Genomic DNA, 17,660 nt, shown 5'->3' on the forward strand with positions numbered 1-17,660 from the left:
ATATAGAGAAAAGTGGCGCAGCACAGGCAATCGCAGAGAAGGTACTATCCATCACAGGTACAGAAAAACCCTTTTCCGTATTAATTGCCATTTATGCGATCAGCGCTATTTTAACTTTCGGTGGTATTAGTTTATTTGTCGTTTTATTTGTGGTGGTTCCATTAGCGAAACCTTTATTTAAGCAATTAAATATCGGATGGAATTTAGTCGTTATTCCCGTATTTATGGGGATTGGGACATTTACGATGACGATGCTTCCTGGGACACCATCGATTCAAAACGTTGTCCCAACGACTTACTTAGGCACTACTTTAACTGCAGCTCCTTTAATGGGGATTGCCGCAACAATTGTTGCCATTGTAGTAGGGATCTTTTATTTAAGGTATGCGTTGAATAAAAGCTTGGCAATTGGTGAAACTTTTGCTACTTATGCACAAGAAGATAAGGGTAAAGCCATTTTAAAAGAAAAAATCCCTTCATTCTTTATAAGTATTTTACCGATTCTTATATTAATTATTATTATTTTTACAGGGAGTGCAATGAAGGTTGCCAATATCGTATTAATTGGCTTGGCGGCAGCAATTATAGTATCGGCTGCATTTTTCCACAAATACATTCCGTCACACAAGGCTGCACTTAGCTTAGGTGCGAATGGTTCAATCACGCCTATTTTCTTCACAGCAACAACTGTTGCGTTTGGTGTAGTGATTACCATGGCACCAGGGTTTAAAGTGATTTCAGATTTCATTTTAGGAATTCCGGGTAACCCATTAATTAGCTTAACAGTCGCTTCAGCCGCACTTGGTGCCATTACAGGTTCTTCATCAGGAGGACTAGGAATTGCGATGGAGGCATTCGCGCAGTCTTATCTAGCTATGGGTGTGAATCCAGATGCGATGCACCGTATTTCAGCGATTGCTTCATCTGTATTTACAGGCTTACCACATGCTGGTGCTATTCTTTCATTGTTCGCATTAACAGGCTTGAATCATAAAAATGCCTTTAAATATTCTTTCTATAGCATGACATTACCAAACATAATCGGACTAATCGTCGCATTGGTGATTGGTATTATGTTCTATTGATCACAAAAATCTAGTGATAAAAAGTCTATCTACTACTAAGAAATCGAAAAACGAGTACAGGACAAGCTTACATGTAAGAAGGCTACCACATTTTAAGGAGGTGATTAAGAATGGAGAAATCAATGCGTGATCAAGTAGTTGGTACATGGTCATTGGTTTCATACGAAACGCAAGACGCTGATGGACACGTGATTTATCCTTTGGGTAAAGATGCAAAAGGTTTCATTATGTATAATCCAGATGGCTATATGTCAGCTCAACTCATGGCATCTGGGCGTCCTGCTTATCAATCTGGAGACTTGCACTCAGGGACTCTAGAAGAAATGGCTACAGCTGCGCATGGGTATTTGGCCTATTCAGGACAGTTTGAAGTAGATGAAGAAAACCATCAGTTAATACATCATATGGATGTCAGTTTGAATCCAACTTGGCTTAATCAGGCTCAGCCTCGTATCGCGAAAATTGAGGGAGACCAAGTGGTTATTTTCAATGGTCTTCATCCAGAAGACAAACTTATTTGGAAACGAGTAACTAAACATTAAAGTTAAATCGAAAATATGAACAAAGGGAGATAGGGATTATGGCAAACGAACGCACAGTAATCGTAACAGGGGCAGCACAAGGGATTGGATACGCTATTGCAGAATCTTTCATCAATAATGGAGATTTTGTAGCAATCTTTGATTTAAATGAAGAAGCAGCTATAAGTGCAGCTGAAAAACTAGGCAATGCAAAAGGCTACAAAGTAAACGTAGCAGACGAACCAAACGTAAAAGCTGCTGTCGAACAAGTCATTGCTGAACGTGGTACATCGTATTAGTCAATAATGCAGGACTTCAATTCATTTCTCCAATCGAAGACTTCCCTGTAGAAAAATGGGATCTTGTAAATGATGTTATTTTAAAAGGAACATTCTTATTGACTAAACATGCACTACCAGCTATGCAAAAACAGAAAAAAGGACGTATTATCAATATTTCCTCAGCTCACGGAAGAATTCCAGATGCTTATAAATCTGCTTATTGTGCTGCTAAATTTGGCCAAGTTGGCTTTACGAAAGTAACAGCATTAGAAAACGCATTGAAAGGTATCACATGTAATACGATTGAGCCAGGCCCAGTACGTACAGAATTAATCGAAAAACAACTACCAAAACTTGCAGAACAAGATGGAACAACTGTAGAAGAGGCTCTAAACCACCACATCCTAGGTAAACAATGGATCAAACGTTTACTAGAGCCTTCAGAAATTGGTGCTACAGCTGTATTCTTAGCTTCAGACGGTGCAGGAGCCATCACAGGCGAAGAAATAGGCGTTGCAGGCGGGATTTAATTTTACCGACGTATCCCCTATAAATATAAAGGAGCATGATTTCCGCGGAAATCATGCTTTTTGGTTACTTTACTTGTATGGGAATCTTTAAACAAATACCATCCCACTCTATGTACCGTTTCCTCACTTTACTTGCGATAACATCGTTTTATAAATTCCATCGTTCGTAAAAATATATATCGTTTCACCGTATGGCTATACGGCGGATAGTATGGCTATACGGCGGATAATTTTTTTACGATTCTCATAACATATTGAATACGACTGCCTTTTTTAAATGTTTGTCCTTTTCTGTGGAAAATGTACCCGGGATTTCCTTTTATTAAAAAGGGTAGTTAAAAAAGTTCATCTAATATAACGACAAAGTATCCAACTACGTCATAAACTGTTATATAATGTTTGAAGTGCATATTTTTGATTAAATAAAATAACTAAAACGGGGGATATTCCCAGAGTTCGAAAATCTGACGTTATTTTGAAATATCTGCAAAAGAAGGGGGAACATTTTTCATGTCTAAAATAATCCAGCACAGTGCAACTAAGAAGCGTGGCGGTTCACTGATAACGGCAAACCAAAGCCTTAACCTTTGCAAGAAGCTGGATAAAGATCTTGGTGTTATATAATAGTTGATATTTAAATCTATAAATAATAGTGATATACTATATAGGGTTAAAAATGCATACAGAAAAGGTGTGTTCCTTGGTTGCGTCTTGGCTTACCGTGACGCTTAAGCAGGAGCGTCTACATCCTTTCTGCAAATCTTGGGTATAAGGATATGGTAAAAATGAGTAACAGACAAACTGAAACAGACGTTATCTTAATTGGTGCCGGAGTCATGAGTGCGACTTTGGGGACATTGCTAAAAGAGTTAGTACCGGACTGGAAAATTACAGTGTTTGAGAAACTCGCAGACGCAGGAGAGGAAAGCTCTAACGAGTGGAATAATGCGGGAACCGGGCATTCTGCACTTTGCGAGCTTAACTATACTGTCGAAAAACCGGATGGATCCGTAGATATTAGCAAAGCTATAAAAATTAATGAACAGTTTCAGCTTTCAAGACAGTTCTGGTCTTATCTTGTAAATAGCAATCTGATACGTAATCCGCAGGACTTTATCATGCCATTGCCTCATTTGAGTTACGTACATGGGGAAGAAAATGTAAAGTTTTTGAAAAAACGTTTTGAAGCAATGTCAAACAATCCATTGTTTGAAGGAATGGAATTTTCCGATGATCCGGAAAAACTGATGGAATGGATTCCAGTTATGTTGAAAGACAGAACTTTAAATGAACCTATAGCAGCAACAAAAATCGATTCTGGAACAGATGTCAACTTTGGCGCCTTAACGCGTCTGTTGTTTGACCACTTAAAGACTAAGAATGTCGATTTAAACTATAAACATAGTGTTAATAATATTAAACGTACTAGCGACGGATTGTGGGAATTGAAAGTGAAAAACCTCGATAGCGGTACTGTCGAACGCCATACTGCAAAATTCGTCTTTATCGGCGCCGGGGGAGGAAGCTTGCATTTACTGCAAAAAACCGGTATTCCTGAAGGAAAACATATTGGAGGATTCCCGGTAAGTGGAATATTCATGGTATGTAACAATCCGGAAATTGCAGAGCAGCATCATGGAAAAGTATACGGAAAAGCTTCGGTTGGTGCTCCGCCAATGTCTGTTCCGCATCTTGACACAAGATATATCAACAACAAAAAATCGTTGCTATTTGGACCGTTTGCTGGCTTCTCACCAAAGTTTTTGAAAAATGGCTCAATGCTCGATTTGGTAACTTCAGTAAAACCGGATAATCTCGTAACTATGTTGGCAGCAGGCGCAAAAGAGATGTCATTGACAAAATACCTGATCCAGCAACTTATGTTATCGAAAGAACAGCGCATGGAAGAATTACGTGAGTTTGTTCCGAACGCCAAAAGCGAAGATTGGGATTTAGTGGTAGCTGGCCAACGTGTGCAAGTTATCAAGGATACTGTTGAAGGCGGCAAAGGAACACTTCAATTTGGTACGGAAGTGGTTAGTGACGCTGATGGCACGATAGCTGCATTACTAGGCGCTTCTCCTGGTGCTTCTACCGCTGTTCACGTTATGCTTGAAGTGATGAGAAAATGCTTCCCGCAACATCTAAAAGAGTGGGAACCGAAATTAAAAGAAATGATACCTTCTTATGGGGTGTCACTAGTGGAGAACCCAGAGCTTTTCCACGAACTTCTTACTTCAACAGCGCAGGCGCTTGGACTAAACGAAGACTTGCCGAACCAAGTTAATTCTTTAGATGCAGAAACAAAGTCACTTCAAAAAGCTTAAGCAACATTTTTCATCAAAGGACAATGTTTTCTTGATGAAGAGATTGAAAAGGCAATGAATGAAAAATAAAACATGGAACCTTCGATCTATATATGGATTGAAGGTTCTTTTTTTGGAATTTGCAGTTAGAATGGGCACGGAGAACCGGATCACAGGTGATGGTAAGCAAAAAATGGGGGGATTCCACCTACCTTGATCAAAACTGGGGTAAGGGTAAAATGATTTTTTAACAGCATATAAATGAGAGAGTAGTGGAGTGAATGACGCTGGATAGTCTTTTTGGGGCTATCCATTTTTTAATCCTGGATTATTCAGTATTTTACTCACCCTGCAGAACAAACAAGCCCTCTCTATAAAGGGGGGATTTAGGCTGTAGACAAACTCGATAATTGATTTCCACTCCAGGCACTCGCTTTCCGCGGGTGGTCTGGGAGCCTCCTCGGCGCTGCCTGCGGGGTCTCCTTGGACGCACTATTCCCGCAGGAGTCTCGCACCTTCCGTTTCAATCACATTTGTTTTTAAAGTTAGTAGCCCTCTCTATAAAGGAGGGCTTTAGGCTGTAGACAAACTCGATAATTGATTTCCACTCCAGGCACTCGCTTTCCGCGGGTGGTCCGGAAGCCTCCTCGGCGCTGCCTGCGGGGTCTCCCTTGGACGCACTATTCCCGCAGGAGTCTCACACCTTCCGTTTCAATCACATTTGTTTTTAAAATTAGAAGCCCTCTCTATAAAGGAGGGCTTCGGACTGTAGACAACCTCGATAATTGATTTCCACTCAGGCACTCGCTTTCCGCGGGTGGTCCGGGAGCCTCCTCGGCGCTGCCTGCGGGGTCTCCCTTGGACGCACTATTCCCGCAGGAGTCTCACGCCTTCCGTTTCAATCACATTTGTTTTAAAAATTAGAAGCCCTCTCTATAAAGATCGGTATGGGTGGATAGGATCTGCCGTTATGTCATGGGATGCTACGAATCGCCGTTGATGAGAGTGTCACAGCTGCCATGAAATCAGTGACTAGCAAATCAGTGAGGCTTTCAAATATGTACATAGTCATAAAAATAACCAGTCAAGCTACTTGCTCAACTGGTTACTGACTTTACATGTTAAATTAGAGTTAAAAACGACGATTTAATATGGCAACTGATGTGCAATATACATTGATATAATTCAGAGATTGTGATAAATTAGTATAGAAACACATTTATAAATATATAAAAACAGTTTACCCCTTACTATAAGTATAAGGTAAAACTCACCTCTAGTCAACCCCTAATTTCTCATTTTTTAAAGGAGTGTCTGATATGAACAATGAAATTCGGCAGGAGCAAGAACGTTTGGATGAGGTGATAGAAACAATTACGAAGCAAATCAGCAAAATAGAAGGTGAAACTTCCCAGCGTAGAAAAGAAGTTGTTAATATCCGTAAACACTTTTGGGATGACCTCAAGGTTAATATGGATACTTTCGATGATTACCTCGAGACGATCATTGGTTTAAGACAGCAGGCTCAAGACTTGTCACAAAGCGAAGGCGCACATAGATATGCCTTCAAGAGGTTGTCAACACTGCGCCGCATGCAGGAAGTGCCTTATTTCGGCCGAATTGATTTAACTGAAGAAGGGTCTTCCCTTACGGAACATATTTATATTGGGACCTCCACTCTTGCTGATACAACAGGAGAAAACTTCATTGTCTACGATTGGAGGGCTCCGATTTCGAGTGTCTATTATGACTATCCTCCCGGCCCTGTAGAATATTCAACTCCCGGAGGCATAATTCGGGGGATGTTAGAGAAAAAGTGGCAATATATCATCAAGGGAGGGGTTATCGAATCAATGTTCGATACGAGTCTCACTATTGGAGATGAGATACTGCAGCAGGTGCTTGGTAAGGGGACGGATAAGCATATGCACAGTATTGTGTCCACTATTCAACGGGAGCAAAATAGGATCATCCGGAACGATCGCGGACGTCTGCTCATTGTTCAAGGAGCCGCTGGCAGTGGTAAGACATCTGCTGCCCTCCAACGGATCGCTTACTTGCTTTACAAGTATCGAGATAGGCTAAAAGCCAATCAAATCATTCTATTCTCTCCTAACTCAATGTTTAATAACTACGTATCCAATGTACTACCCGAACTTGGCGAAGAGAATATGCAGCAGGTAACATTCCAGGAATATTTGGATCATCGTCTGACTGACTCATTTCAAGTTGAGGACCCTTATGAGCAATTAGAATTTTTGTTAACTGCAGCGGATGATCCTTCCTATAGCACTAGGACAGCGAGTATCCGATTTAAGGCTTCAATTCGCTTCTTTGAGATAATCAAAACATACAGTCAATCACTAGAATTATCTGGAATGATCTTTAAAGGGTTAAGGTTTCGAGGGGAAATGCTCGTCTCCGCCAAACAAATCTCAGAAAGATTTTATAACACAGACACCACCCTACGTTTTCACAATAGGATTGAAAAGTTGAAAGAGTGGTTATGTGACTTACTTGATGAAAGGGAAAAGGTTGAGTTGAAACAACCTTGGGTCCAGGAGGAAATCGAGTATCTTAGCAAAGAAGACTATCAGAAGGTATACACCTACTTAGAGAAAAAACGCGGCCATACTGAAGATTCCTTTGACGATTATGAGAAAGAGAATAAAATGCTCGCGCGCATGATTGTTCGTAAGAAATTGAAGACGTTACGAAAACGGATAAAAGCACTTCATTTTATCGACATTAAGGGAATATACAAGCAACTTTTTGACGATCAAACACGTATCGATCTGTGGAACGAGGGTAAAACACCTGTCGAAAGGGAAATTTGCTTATCAACGCAAAAAATGCTGGACGAAGGTAAACTGCATTACGAAGACGCGACTCCATTTTTGCTGCTGAAGGAGCTAATCCTAGGATTTCAGACAAATACCTCTATAAAATACGTACTTGTAGACGAAGCACAAGATTATTCTCCATTTCAATTCGAGTTTTTGAAAAGGTTGTTTCCTTCTGCAAGGATGACCGTGCTTGGTGACTTTAACCAGGCAATATTCGCTCATGCCAGCGAACGGGTAGATTTCCAGACTCTTACTAGTTTATACGGAATAAGTGAAACCGAGAGTATAACCTTGTCTCAAAGCTACAGATCCACAAAGCAGATTATAGAATTTACACGTGAACTAGTTCCTGAAGGCCGTCGAATTAAGGCGTTCGACCGTGAAGGCGAAAAACCTGTACTGACTCAAGTGTCGAACCGTGATGAATTGCACGACAAAATCGTGTCTAAAGTCAAAGACTTTCAAGGTCGTGAGTATAATACAATCGCAATAATATGTAAATCTGCTGCGGAAAGTGCCGCTGCATACGATGCCCTTAGTACTATCGGTGAAATTAAACTCGTACAGAAAGGCACAAATGAATATGAACAGGGTGTTGTTGTCATTCCGGCTTATTTGGCTAAAGGCATCGAATTTGATGCTGTCATCATTTATGATGCATCTGTGCAATCATACGGTGATGAGAGCTTACGAAGATTGTTCTACACCGCATGTACCAGGGCTATGCATAACTTGCAGATTTATACGGTGGGCGAACCCAGTCCTTTCTTGTTCAACGCTGCAACGGATAGTTTACTTCTGACATTGGATTAACAAAGAGGGCCCCAAATATGGAAAACAGCTTTTTGAAACCTGTGTAGACTTTAGTTCTATGCAGGTTTTTTATTGGGATAAAACTTTATAAGTTCCTGATTGCAGGGATACGTTCACAGAAAGAAACGACCTCCATTTTAATTTACAACAGTTCGGACATAATATACTTGGAGGTGAAGGAAATGAGTAAAAAGACAGCAGGAAGAGGCCAAATCGCACCAAGTGCTAACCCGCAGGGACATGGAAAAGATGTCGAATTCGCCACTGAGCCCAAAAGTGAGCTTGAAAACAAGGCAAAAAAGTCCAATACAAAATAAGTGTATTGGGAAAAATATGGTCATACTTCGTAAAGAATGCCCTTCTCTTAATCGAGAGGGGCTTTTATAATCTAAGAAGGCTCTAATCATTTTATTGATTATGGAAAAAACCCCTATCCTAAGTCTACGATTTTTGTCGATGAATCATACGTTTTTGGAGCAGTGGAATGTGAAAGAATAGAAGGATGCTACCGTTAAAAAAACACCAAATACATTTGTCGCTGTGCTAATATGAAAGACTGAGCTTAATAAAATGGAGAGGAGTTACAAATGAAAATAAATCGATTAATAGCGAACAATATAAACCATTTAGATTCATCACTACCAGACGACCAATCATTAGGAATTGCTGGGTTATCCGGTTCCGGGAAAACGACTTTTTGTCAAACCATTGGGGAAGAATCCAAGAAGCGTCTCGTTTCCTTATTGCCCAAGTCTGAATATCAGTATTTATTTCCTAATATTATGGAAACCAACTTCAGCGCCATCAAGATGGAAGAAATGCCGCTGGTCCTTTTTCTCGGCAAATCATCCATTTCAGCCAATCCCCGTTCAACCATTGGCACACATACTGGTGTGTTTAAAGAGATTCGTGTTTGTCTTGCAGAAAAATTCAATCTTTCTCCGGAAGTTTTTTCATTTAATAATGCCTTAGGCTGGTGCCCCACTTGTAAAGGACGCGGTACAACGAAAAATGTCGAATGTCCAAAGTGTGAGGGGAAGCGCTACAATCAAGAAGTCGAGCAATATACCATTGAATTATTAGATCGTCCGCATACTATTTCCGATATTAACAACTTAAGCATTGAAACGATCCTTTCACTTGCAGAGACATTACATATTAGTGAAGCTAAACAGCATATTCTCCAAAATATAATCAATATGAATATTGGTTATTTAGGTTTAAATCGTATTATGGGGACAGTGTCAGGGGGAGAATTAACACGGCTTTATTTGGCCGAATTCATGGCAACAAGTGAAAATACTGTGATCATCATTGATGAGATCTCCGTCGGTCTTGATCATCAAACCCTTTTGAAGATTTTAGAACAGATTAAGCAATTAGGTTATAAAAATCAAATTTGGCTCATTGATCACTCAGACACGGTGTTAGACAGCACAGATGAACAATTGTTCTTTGGACCTGGCAGCGGGAAATATGGCGGGAAAATTGTTGAGGAATCACCGCGTCCCAAACCAATCAGCTGGGAGCGAAATGAAGCAACGCCAACGGAATACTATCAATTTCAGGATCTTTACTGCCGTAATATTCAAATGGAAGAAATCCGGATTCCTAAGAATAGGCTCGTTACCTTTACGGGTGAGTCAGGCTGCGGTAAATCTACACTTGTCAATGAATGTATCTCCAAGGATTTTCAGAAGCGGTATCCAAAGGATAAACTGGTCATGGTCGGGCAGGACCGAAACAAATCGATTACCAGTCGATCAACCGTTGCGACATTTCTTGATATTAAAAAGAAACTCACCAAATATAGTGATGAAATTGATGATATTTTTCTGCGTTCGATTGAGGATATCATCGAAGAATTGCCAAAGGAAGACATCGCTCATAAACGCTTGAGCTTATTGATCAAACTTGGACTTGGTTATTTGACGTTAGAAAGAAAAACACAAACACTATCGACTGGTGAATTTCAATGTGTCCACTTAGTTTCCGAGCTTTTCGCGAAGACAAGAAACCCACATACGCTGTTCATTTTTGACGAGCCTTCAAAAGGGTTATCGCAAAATATTTTAAACCAATTCATTGATAGTGTCAGGGTCATCCTGGAGGATGAATCAGTCTCCATCATCATGATTGAACATAATGGTTATATGCTGGAAAGCTCAGATTATATCGTTGATTTTGGTAAAAGACAGCTTGCACCTGTCCAGCATCTTGACGTTGTCAGTCATGATGAGCATTATCGACACAAAAACAGTGAAGATCGAGTGGAGCCATTGCAAATCTCTTCCACACTTCGGTCAAAAAATGGCATCAATTATTTACAGGAAAATCATCTGGACTATTTTAAAAAGGCAGAGAACGTCTATAAGGGCGGCATTTTAAAAAGCTTATCACCAATTGCTCGTGTGATTTATGGTGAATACGAGTCAGACACGATCGCACCTGTGATTGCCATCGATCTTGAACGGCACTTGTACAGTCAATATACGTTTCTTTATGAATTGGGCGGAATGATCAACCATCTAGTGGCAGCACATCCGACCAATAAAGATACAAGAAGCTTCGATTTCTATTCTGCAGAAAATCATTGTCCAAGCTGTTCTGGCCGCAGGGTCATTGAAAAATTTGACTTTGATGTCGTCATTCAAGACAAAAACGTGCCATTCTGGGATGGCTTATTACATCCAGACGTGATGGAAGTACTAAAGTTTTATCAACATTCAAAGCTGCAATTCCTGTTTGATGAGATCAAGAATGAACTCGGTCACGACATTAGTAAAAGCTATAATGAGATGACAGATGCCGAAAAGCAGACCTTCTTATATGGGTATTGGGAAAAGTCCTTTTACGATAAAGTAGGCAAGGCATCAAGGACATGGGAAGGATTCAATTTCATCATTGGACGTTATATGTTCATATCGAAATCGATCATTAAAGAGCAGATGAAAGCATCAAAAGAGATGATCGCCTGTCCTGTCTGTCAAGGAACGGTCCTGAACCATCATAAAAAACTAACGTTTGGTGATACAGACATTCGCGAGATCATCCAACAGCCGATTGATCAAGTCATCAAAATTGTAGGGAAGCTGCCAGAACTGGAAAAACTAAAAACGATTGTGGGCGGCGATATCGCACTTACAGATGATGTCTCATTCCTTCCTCGGGAAACAAAAGCTGAGTTGAAAATGCTCGAACTGGAACTGGCAAGCTTCGTCGGGTATGAAGTGGTTTTACAAAATACCCTGCCATTCTGGGGCAGCATTAAAGGCAATATCGAAGCAATCAGCAGCAAAAACCAAATCACCATCTGTGACTTTGCCAATATTAACGAAACAAGAGAAACCATTATTGATAAATATTTCACCAATGGCAAATACAAAAAACTAACCTATGTCTATGAAGCATTTGGCTACAAAAAAATCGTTACCCAAATCAATAAAATTAAAGCAAGTCATAAATGCCCATTCTGTAATGGCAAGAAAGTCATTTCAGAAGATAACATCCATGACGGTGTGTATAAATTAACGATACCCTGTGTGAGTTGTCATGCCAGTGGCATCGATGATGAAGGTCGTAAAGCAATCGTCGAGGACATCAACGTGCAGACCTGGCTGACGGGAAAAGTAAAAGATGCCGTGGCTGAAAGTGAACGTACTGACGCCGTTGCCGATATTCCCATTTTCGCTCGGATCCGTGAATTGAACAAACGAGATATGATGGCGGTTTATCAATGCCTTGAACAGAATAAATAAATTTTACTGACTTAGCAGCACTCTATTGATAAAAAGTCCGCCGATAATGGCGGACTTTTTTTAGAAGCTCAGGTGATCCTAGATTATTCAAATGGACCCAAGAATATATAAGTTCAGTTGTTAATTTGGTTTTACATAGTAAAGTAAATATAATATAGGTAGAGGTGATTCTCATTGAAACAATGGACAAAAGAAATAGAAATAAACGCTCCAATTGAACAGGTTTGGAAGTTTCTTGATGGTTCTGTAGAAAATATGCAACAAATCATGCCTCAAGTAGTTGAACAGAAGCCCATTAAAATAACGGAAGAAGTGGTTGGAAGTGTATATCGCCAAAAATATAGAGAAGGAAAACGAACAGAAGAGTATGATATAGAAACATTAGAATATTCGAATGCAACGAATGAGAAAAAGCTAAAAGTAGGCTTTACACTTGCTAAAATGTTTGAAATTACAGCTTTTTATGAACTAAATAAAATCAATGATAATAAGACTTCCTTTACATATACAGTCACCAATCGCCCTTTAAAGTGGTTTGTGAAATTATTTTTATTGTTTGCTACCGATAAAGTGGTAGTTGAATTTTTAGATCGTGTCAAGAAAGTAGCTGAAGCAGAAACAAGTAGGTCATGATTTTATTAAGTCAATCTTCCGCAATCGACACAACAACAACAACACAGATAGAAAATGATCCATCTTTTTTCAAGATGGATTCAGACTGAAATACAAGCCCATGTTTCAAAGGCACTATATGATGCCAATAAAAAAAGCGACCTGATAAAGACTTGATCGCTTGTGAAAGATAAGGATTATTCAAAAGACCCTTCCGCAAGAAGGGTCTCTTTTTTTAAAAGTGAAATGTTACTGCAAGTTAAGGCAAATGATTATCCCTAAAACAAAAAAACGCATTAGGTCTCATGTGGAACGTCTCCTGTTTTATTAAAAATCTGGTTGTTATTTCATTCAGCGATAGCAAAATGTATTGGCTTCTTTTATACCTCAATCTCCATCCCAATGTTCCGTTCTTTCGATTGGCAGTAAACGCCTTTTGCCACAGCGAGGTCAAAGTAAGCAGCACCGACTGATTTAAAGAAGGTAATTTCCTCTTCATTTTCCCTGCCTGTTTTGTTCAGCATTACAAGTTCATAAAGCTCCCCATGAATATCATTAAACGACCAATTTCCCTGATTGGCTGCATGAATGAGCTCTCCTGCTTCATCCTTCACGCCCGCCAAATCGTCGACGATAATTTTAGCAGCGCGTGATACCGTGGTATTATCCACTTCTTTCATATGCGGCAAATAAGACCCGACCCCGTTAATGTGTGTGCCCGGCTTTAAATCCAGCCCATTAAATACAGGCTCGTTCGAGCGGGTTGCACAGCAAATAATATCTGCTTGACGAACAGCTGCTGAAACATCTTCGAAAACTTCAAAAGGAACGGTTACTCCGAATGCCCGCAGCTTTTCACCGAATTTCTCCGCTTTCTCTGGTGTGCGATTTACTAATAAAATACGCTCAATGTCCCTTACGGCTAACACACCAATTGCTTGTTCAAATCCCATAGCTCCTGTTCCGATAATCGTGAGAACCCGGGCGTCTTTACGAGCAAGAAAGTCTGTGGCAATGCCGCTTAATGCCCCCGTTCTGAGACGTGTTAAATATGAGGCATTCAACAATGCTAAATGTTCGCCATTTTCTGCATCTGACAGCAAGATGACTCCTTGTGTTGTTGCCATCCCCCTTGAAGGATTCTTTGGAAAAATGGTAACAATTTTGACCGCCGAAACTTCTTCAGATAAATCAGCGCTTGGCATGTAAAGTGCTGATGCCTCGTGTTGAGGGAAATCAAGAACTGTACGATGAGGGTTGTCTATTCTTCGAGCACCATGTGCACGTAATACGGCTTTTACATCCGATATTGCGTCTTTCATTCCATATGATTGTTGAATTTCCTTCTCACTTATAACCAACATTCAATTGTCCTCCTTAAAGTAAAAGAACCATAGATTACATGGCTCTACTATTATGCGTTTCATCTAATTTCTGATTGCTACGTTCCTTAACTGCCCAAATCGCTGCTAATGACACGAGAGATGCAAAAATAATATAAATGGCGACAGGAACATAGGAGTTATTAAACCTATTAAGTAAAGCCGTTGCAACTAGCGGCGCCGTTCCTCCTGCCAGAGCTGCCCCGATTTGATATCCAAGCGTGATGCCGGTATAACGAATCCTTGCATCGAAAATTTCCGAGAACATCGTTCCAAGAACAGCTGTGATGGGAGCCCAAATAACCCCTAAGCCTATCACTGTTGCAATGATTAATAAGAGTACCGATTTTTGCTGCAGCATCCAGAAGTAAGGGAATGCAAACAGTGCCATCCCAATCGTTCCGCCTATAAACAGCTTTTTGCGGCCAATTTTATCAGATAACATCCCCATGAATGGTATTAAAATCGTCGTTATAATTGTTGCAATCATGACTGCAGTCAATGTAGCTGTCCGTGAGAAACCGAGAGTTGAGGTAGCATATGATACGACAAATGTGCTAAAAATATAAAATGGTGCTGTTTCTACCACTTTGGCTCCCACGGCGATAAGCACTTCACGCCAATAATTCTTAAGAGTTTCTACAATCGGTAGCTTTGGAACTTCTCCTGATTCCTTTACTTTTTTGAAAGACGGTGTTTCATCAATTCCTTTACGAATCCATAGGCCGAAAAATACAAGCAAAGCACTAAAAATGAATGGTAAACGCCATCCCCAAGTCATGAATGCGCTTTCAGGAAGCAGTGTCATAATAGATAAGGCAATGGTTCCAAGCAGCATTCCTATCGTAACACCCATCTGAGGAATAGCTCCGAACAAGCCCCGTTTTTCAGCGGGAGCATATTCAACGGCCAATAAAAGCGCGCCTCCCCATTCACCGCCAATTCCTAGACCTTGAACTAAGCGCAACGTAATTAATAAAATCGGCGCCCAAATGCCAACGGCTTGATACGTAGGAAGAAGCCCCATCCCAAATGTTGCGACCCCCATTAAACTAAGTGTTAAAACAAGTGTTTTCTTTCTCCCAATACGATCGCCAATATGGCTAAAGATCACTCCACCAAAAGGGCGGATGAAGAATGCTAACGCAAAGGATGCATAGGAAAGCAACAGCCCTATTGTCGGATCCTCATTCACGAAGAACAACTGGTTAAACACGAGTGCTGCAACGGTCCCATATAAAAAATAGTCAAACCACTCAATCGAACTTCCGACTAAACTCGCAATTAATATTCGCCGCATTTGTTTCTTTTCCATCTTTAGTCACCTCTTCAAAATTGAAGTATCACTTCAATTTATTATTTCCTTCATTTTAAATAATTAGAAATTTTCTGTCAATATTTTTTTAATAAGTTATTAATGACGGGGCATTCATCAAAATTTGTCATGTATAATGAAGCTAAATATTATGTAAAAAAGGGGGCATCTGTATGCCTTTTGATTCAATCGGGAAAAAACTAAGATTATTGAGGAAAGAGCGAAAACTAACATTAAAGAGTCTGGCCGAACAAACAGGCGTTTCGATCAGCTTTTTATCACAAGTAGAACGGGGAAAATCAAGCGTCACATTAGAGTCATTAAAAAAAATCGCTGATACATTAGATGTCAGCCCAAGTTTCTTTTTTTCTGAGGACCGCTCCCAAGAAAATTCAGATTCGAATCATGAACAATTTCATTATCAGAATTTATCCAGCGACATTCGTGATGCTGTTTTTTCGCCTATTCTTGTCACGTTAAAGCCAGGGGAAAATAAAGGAAGCGCTTTTTCTCATAGCGGACATGAATTTTTATTCATTATCGAAGGGAAGTTAACAGTGGAAATAGAGGGAGAAAGAATAGAACTCCATGAACAGCAGTCGTTCATGTTCGATGCTAGAAAAGCCCATTACTGGTTTAACTTCTCGGGTCAAATTGTCCGGTTTTTGGTGGTGTCGTCGAAATAACGGAAGTAAAGAATCAATGAAATTTTCAAGTAAACCAGTTAACGAAAAATGTCGTACAAAAGGGTGGATGTAAACAGGTATTCCTCACTGTTCATCCATCCTTTCTTTTTACCTTATAAAATGTGTGACATTAAATCCTGGGTATTTGAGGGTAATTGTTTAGTGAAAACCCCTTCAATTCTTGAATAAATGAAGAAACTCTTCTAAAATATATTTAGTCATAATTTTACAGTAGATAAAAATATTACATAAAAAGAAATCTGATATATTTTAAAAGAAAAGTAGTTGAAAGGACTTTCAATAATGTCTATGATTTACGAATCTCAAACACTAGTTTCGGCCATGCAAACGCGTGTCGGACAATATAAAGACCTAAAAGAACAGCTCACGGAATTAAAAAAAGGATTTGAGAGTATCGTTAATTTGGATGATGAGCTACAGGGTCAAGGCGCAGAGGCCATTAAAGGGTTTTACAAAGCACAGATCGATGTCGTGGATACTTGGCTGCGTCTGATCAATCGACATGTTGCCTTTTTAAGTGGAATTCAAGGAGATACAATCGAAGCGAACCTTAGTGAAACCGAGGTCACGGTCCCTTTTTTAGAGGGAGAGCTGGAAAACGCCAGCCGAAATTCCAAGGAAATGGCCACAGCCCAAAAAAATGACCTGAAAAAAATATTTGCTGAAATTGATGATATCATTCAGTTAGAGCCTTTTTCCGATGATGGGTTCTTTGAGAATATGGAGAAAGCTGAAAAGAAACGGACCCAAACGATAAACAAAGTAAACGAAATCGACCATAAGTGGACGGCTGAATATGCTAAATCCGAAGCGGACCAAGCGGCAGTGGCGGCACTCATGGAGCAATTGAAAGTATCCAGTACAAGGGGAGGAGAAGTATCCCCTCTCTATTTTAATGCAACAGCTTATAAAAATAGTGAAGCCTATAAAAACCTAGAAGTTAGGAAAAAAGAGACCGCGCAATATCTGAAGGTTAAGAAAGAGGAAGCAGAGAATCGCCGGATCAAGGATTTGAAGGCACAACTCGATCATGTAACCGATCCAGATGAATTCCTCAAAATCGCCAAGCAAATCGGATACGAAAACCTAGCGCCCACCCAGCAGCAATATGTTATGCAGCTAGAATCGTCCAAGCAAACGGCAGAAATTGCAAAGGGAATCGGCGTAGGACTTTTTGATGTGGGAAAAGACTTTGTCACAGGCATTTGGGATCTTGTCACAGACCCTGGGGAAACGATTGAAGGTGTAGCAAATTCAATCATGCACCCGATAAAAACCTATAAATATATTTCAAAGGCAATATCTGATTCATATGAACGGGATATGGTAAATGGTGATGCCTATTCGCGGTCTCATTGGGTAACTTATGCCCTCGGAACAATCGTCACATCAGTAGTAGGAACAAAAGGCGCGGGAGCCGTAACGAAGACTGGGGTAGCCACTACAAAAGCTGCTGCAGTAAAAGGCGTTACGAAGGCAAAAGAACTAGTCTCTATCCCTAACC

Annotated in this window: 14 protein-coding genes; 11 read left to right on the forward strand and 3 right to left on the reverse strand. The window is 40.1% G+C overall.

The window, feature by feature from the left end; all coding sequences use genetic code 11:
* From AC1DUW_RS10955 to AC1DUW_RS10995, 9 genes are all read left to right on the forward strand, one after another.
* Positions 1–1,085 (forward strand): GntP family permease (locus AC1DUW_RS10955; RefSeq protein WP_477642531.1); only part of this gene is annotated, 1,085 nt, incomplete at its 5' end.
* A 110-nt stretch (positions 1,086–1,195) separates the two neighbouring features.
* A complete protein-coding gene (locus tag AC1DUW_RS10960) occupies positions 1,196–1,627 on the forward strand; it encodes a lipocalin-like domain-containing protein (protein ID WP_053347593.1) in 432 nt (143 codons plus the stop codon).
* 38 nt (positions 1,628–1,665) lie between these two features.
* Entirely contained in the window at positions 1,666–1,905 is a 240-nt protein-coding gene (locus AC1DUW_RS10965) for an SDR family NAD(P)-dependent oxidoreductase (protein ID WP_477642532.1), read from the forward strand.
* Between the two features lie 32 nt (positions 1,906–1,937).
* Positions 1,938–2,417 carry an SDR family oxidoreductase gene (locus tag AC1DUW_RS10970; protein ID WP_477642538.1) on the forward strand — a complete coding sequence of 160 codons (480 nt, stop codon included), beginning with the start codon at positions 1,938–1,940 and terminating at the stop codon, positions 2,415–2,417.
* 785 nt (positions 2,418–3,202) lie between these two features.
* Entirely contained in the window at positions 3,203–4,744 is a 1,542-nt protein-coding gene (locus AC1DUW_RS10975) for a malate:quinone oxidoreductase (RefSeq protein ID WP_053347591.1), read from the forward strand.
* A 1,298-nt stretch (positions 4,745–6,042) separates the two neighbouring features.
* A complete protein-coding gene (gene helD / locus AC1DUW_RS10980; RefSeq protein ID WP_477642533.1) occupies positions 6,043–8,382 on the forward strand; it encodes an RNA polymerase recycling motor HelD in 2,340 nt (779 codons plus the stop codon).
* A gap of 182 nt (positions 8,383–8,564) precedes the next feature.
* Positions 8,565–8,699, forward strand: coding sequence for a small, acid-soluble spore protein L (gene sspL, locus AC1DUW_RS10985; protein ID WP_053347589.1), 135 nt, complete (start codon positions 8,565–8,567; stop codon positions 8,697–8,699).
* Positions 8,700–8,969: 270 nt separating this feature from the next.
* A complete protein-coding gene (locus AC1DUW_RS10990; protein WP_477642534.1) occupies positions 8,970–12,140 on the forward strand; it encodes an ATP-binding cassette domain-containing protein in 3,171 nt (1,056 codons plus the stop codon).
* A gap of 174 nt (positions 12,141–12,314) precedes the next feature.
* Positions 12,315–12,773 carry an SRPBCC family protein gene (locus tag AC1DUW_RS10995; RefSeq protein ID WP_477642535.1) on the forward strand — a complete coding sequence of 153 codons (459 nt, stop codon included), beginning with the start codon at positions 12,315–12,317 and terminating at the stop codon, positions 12,771–12,773.
* A gap of 10 nt (positions 12,774–12,783) precedes the next feature.
* Here AC1DUW_RS10995 and AC1DUW_RS11000 read toward each other — a convergent pair whose 3' ends face one another.
* The 3 genes from AC1DUW_RS11000 to AC1DUW_RS11010 all read right to left on the reverse strand — a co-directional run bounded on the left by AC1DUW_RS11000 (position 12,784) and on the right by AC1DUW_RS11010 (position 15,449).
* Positions 12,784–12,957 (reverse strand): hypothetical protein, encoded by a 174-nt coding sequence (locus tag AC1DUW_RS11000; protein WP_477642536.1) that lies wholly within the window; start codon positions 12,955–12,957, stop codon positions 12,784–12,786.
* Positions 12,958–13,132: 175 nt separating this feature from the next.
* Complete coding sequence (locus AC1DUW_RS11005) at positions 13,133–14,116, reverse strand: ornithine cyclodeaminase family protein (protein WP_252431670.1); 984 nt, start codon at positions 14,114–14,116, stop codon at positions 13,133–13,135.
* A gap of 34 nt (positions 14,117–14,150) precedes the next feature.
* On the reverse strand, positions 14,151–15,449 hold the full coding sequence (locus tag AC1DUW_RS11010; protein ID WP_252431671.1) for an MFS transporter: 1,299 nt from the start codon (positions 15,447–15,449) through the stop codon (positions 14,151–14,153).
* Between the two features lie 173 nt (positions 15,450–15,622).
* Here AC1DUW_RS11010 and AC1DUW_RS11015 point away from each other — a divergent pair, with 173 nt between their 5' ends.
* Together AC1DUW_RS11015 and AC1DUW_RS11020 are read left to right on the forward strand one after the other, a co-directional pair.
* Positions 15,623–16,135, forward strand: coding sequence for a helix-turn-helix domain-containing protein (locus AC1DUW_RS11015; RefSeq protein ID WP_053347583.1), 513 nt, complete (start codon positions 15,623–15,625; stop codon positions 16,133–16,135).
* 303 nt (positions 16,136–16,438) lie between these two features.
* Positions 16,439–17,660: T7SS effector LXG polymorphic toxin (locus tag AC1DUW_RS11020; protein WP_477642537.1), on the forward strand; the 1,222-nt coding region annotated here is incomplete at its 3' end.

Source organism: Peribacillus sp. P4_C12, from assembly GCF_056402095.1.

Coding starts and splice junctions, on each gene's coding strand:
- helD (WP_477642533.1), top strand. CDS start 6,043: ATGAACAATGAAATTCGGCAGGAGCAAGAACGTTTGGATGAGGTGATA.
- AC1DUW_RS10990 (WP_477642534.1), top strand. CDS start 8,970: ATGAAAATAAATCGATTAATAGCGAACAATATAAACCATTTAGATTCA.
- AC1DUW_RS10960 (WP_053347593.1), top strand. CDS start 1,196: ATGGAGAAATCAATGCGTGATCAAGTAGTTGGTACATGGTCATTGGTT.
- AC1DUW_RS11015 (WP_053347583.1), top strand. CDS start 15,623: ATGCCTTTTGATTCAATCGGGAAAAAACTAAGATTATTGAGGAAAGAG.
- sspL (WP_053347589.1), top strand. CDS start 8,565: ATGAGTAAAAAGACAGCAGGAAGAGGCCAAATCGCACCAAGTGCTAAC.
- AC1DUW_RS11010 (WP_252431671.1), bottom strand. CDS start 15,449: ATGGAAAAGAAACAAATGCGGCGAATATTAATTGCGAGTTTAGTCGGA.
- AC1DUW_RS11005 (WP_252431670.1), bottom strand. CDS start 14,116: ATGTTGGTTATAAGTGAGAAGGAAATTCAACAATCATATGGAATGAAA.
- AC1DUW_RS10975 (WP_053347591.1), top strand. CDS start 3,203: ATGAGTAACAGACAAACTGAAACAGACGTTATCTTAATTGGTGCCGGA.
- AC1DUW_RS10965 (WP_477642532.1), top strand. CDS start 1,666: ATGGCAAACGAACGCACAGTAATCGTAACAGGGGCAGCACAAGGGATT.